This window comes from Jeotgalibacillus sp. R-1-5s-1, from assembly GCF_004405105.1.
Taxonomy (GTDB): Bacteria; Bacillota; Bacilli; order Bacillales; family Jeotgalibacillaceae; genus Jeotgalibacillus.
In genome coordinates this window covers 1-2,712 of the sequence record NZ_SORW01000048.1, presented here as the reverse complement: position 1 = coordinate 2,712, position 2,712 = coordinate 1, and the positions used below count along the sequence as shown (strand labels likewise).

At 32.7% G+C, this 2,712-nt stretch carries 2 protein-coding genes; both read right to left on the bottom strand.

The window, feature by feature from the left end:
• Positions 1–646: 646 nt before the first annotated feature.
• A complete protein-coding gene (locus E2491_RS14765; protein WP_134376399.1) occupies positions 647–2,056 on the bottom strand; it encodes a DUF3238 domain-containing protein in 1,410 nt (469 codons plus the stop codon).
• A gap of 437 nt (positions 2,057–2,493) precedes the next feature.
• Positions 2,494–2,712: hypothetical protein (locus tag E2491_RS17565; RefSeq protein ID WP_166805899.1), on the bottom strand; the 219-nt coding region annotated here is incomplete at its 5' end.

Sequence of the window (2,712 nt, the reverse complement as noted above, 5' to 3'; positions counted from 1 at the left end):
TGGTTCCAGTGCCAAATGTGAACCTGGTGATCAATTCTGATGATGAATCATCTAAATAAGGAATGATCCCTTTTATGATGTCTGTTCTTCTTGATTGACAGGAGTCAAACCATCCTTCTTTGTGTTCGATATAACATTTGATTTCCAGAATATACGTTAAGTTAACTACCCATGAAAAATAAAGAAATTAAAAAACTTATTATAAGGAACATTAAAAAATAGTATGAAATTTTATTTATTGTTGTTTCATTCAGTACAACGCTGTCAAAAAGCCATTCGATAACAAAATAAGTGGTTGCTACTATACTAGAAAGGAGCAAAACACCAAGCTCCGTCGAAAATATATAAAGTACAACTCCAGGTATTATATACACAATAAAACGTATTATTTTAAAGTTTTTTGTTAAATTTGAAAGGATTCTATCATTTAAAATAGATAAGGGAGTTGCGAACAATAATAAAGAGCTCCCAATAAAAAATAAATAAGTAACATAAGAAAACATAAAATTAGAGAAAGAAAAAAAGAATGTGATCAGTAAAGTGCTTATGGATAGACTAGTAACCAATACTTGCAATTTTTTTTTCATTTGTACCACCTGATGTATTATAAAAGAAGAGTGACTTAAAAAGCCCCTCTTCTTTTATATTAATAAAAATTCACTTCAAATTCTTCTTTTGCTGTATGAGGGAAAAGGTTATTGAAACCTTTATGCGTGGCTTGGTGTATAGGCGCATAAAAACCGCCAGGATAAGTGACAATATAAAACTCATGTGAAGGTGCTTTATCATGAACTCCATAGTATTCCCCACGTCCATCTTCGAAAACCTTCGCATAATAAAACGCATCAATAGCTGGTGCTGTTGTTAGTGGAATACCAGAAGAGAGTCCCATACGATGATAAATATAGTCGCTACCATACTCAATATTTTGAATTTTAATATCGCTAGTAGGAGCGTAGTCACTATCAATGAAATTATAGTTTTCATCGTAACCTTTTGTCTGGCCTATTTGGGGATTCAGTTTAGCATATTTATTTGAACCGTCCCATGTTAAGTATACATCGGAACGCGTTCTAAAATCATTTGACCAAAAATCAAACCCTCGATTATCACCACTGAAATAAGAGTACTTAGTACAGATTACATCACACCAAGGATTTGGTGCATATTCTAGTGGGATAAATGTAGTATACCTTAGCGCGTAACCATAACCAGGTGGTGGTGTAAAGCTACTCATAGTACCTACCCTGCTTTGGTGACTCAAATTCTCATCAGCTAATATGCTATCTTTATGTTCTTGTGAAGTATCTGGAAGAACGTTTTTTTCAGAAGCTCTAACAACTGCCGATAGACTCTTTTTTTCATAGAATAAATCTTTTTGATCAGCAAAAGTATAATCAATTCCACTTTCTTTAAGTTCTGCTTTTACTTCGGCAATTCTTTCCTCAGGAAGTTTTTTATACCCAACAACTGTATAGTAGTATACTTCATCCTCAACAATATCGGTATCTTTAAAGAGGTTTTCTTGAACATCTGTTAATTTTTCTCCATCTTTAAAGAGTTCAAAGTGAGCAAAGTCATTAGGAACATTTATCCATTCCAAGGTAATAGAGCTTTTACTTAAATATGTATTAATCTCTGCTTTACTCATGGGATTATAAATCTCCGGCTCTTCTTCCAATTCTTCAGAAAATGCGAGTGAAGCTGATTTTTCACGTAAAAGCTCTTCTTCAAGTGCCTCTGTAGTTGTATTTATAATTACATAATCTAATATTTTATTATTCTCTAGAGCAACTAATTTCAGTTTGTGAAATTTACCTTCTTCGAGATTAGTAATATTAAATTGAGTTTTTCCTCCTTTATAAATTAGTTCTTCTGTTTCTCCATTTAACATATAAAGCTCATATTTTGTTCCAAATTCATTCCACTGAACATGAATGTTATTACTTTCTGATACGACATTAACATTAAAACCTTCTTCTGCCAGTGAGCTAGTACCTCCTAAAGAAAAAAACATAAATGTGACTAAAAAGATACTGAAAATAAATTTTTTCAATGTTCCTCCTCCTTGATGTTTGTAATATAAATTACATTTGCGTCAAAGAATGTAACAAAGGTTAACTATATTGTCAATAAGGTGTAAAATTGTTTATTTAATGGTTGATATCTGTAACCTTAAGTTGACAAGTTTTGTGATGATTCTTAACAACATAAAAAATTTTTTTCATTTCGATATTTTTAACTCCTATGTTATTAATTTGAGCTAGCTAGAAATTTAAGAAGAAACTAAATGAGGGTTCACCGGGACGTATATGGTGAATCATTCGGGTCGCTAAATGAAGGTCAGGTGAGAAATGAGACTTGTTGAGTTTTTCTTAGCATCTCTTGAGAGGCTGCCAACCCTATTAAAGAACAGATCTTAACTACTAAACACAAAAAGCTTGGCTAGATCCCAAGCTTTTTTTATGTCGTGCTTATTCAATTAAAGTCCCGTCAGCTTAACAATCTAGGGTATACCTCTTTTATATAATCTGGCATATCTTCTTCTTTTATCGCTGCGATTTCCTCTAATGTAATGCCTTCTTCTAATAGAAGGTTCACAAGTTCCCACCCAACAAAATAGCCTTCTCTTTCGTGGTTTGTGGTTCCAGTGCCAAATGTGAACCTGGTGATCAATTCTGATGATGAATCATCTAAATAAGGAATGATCCC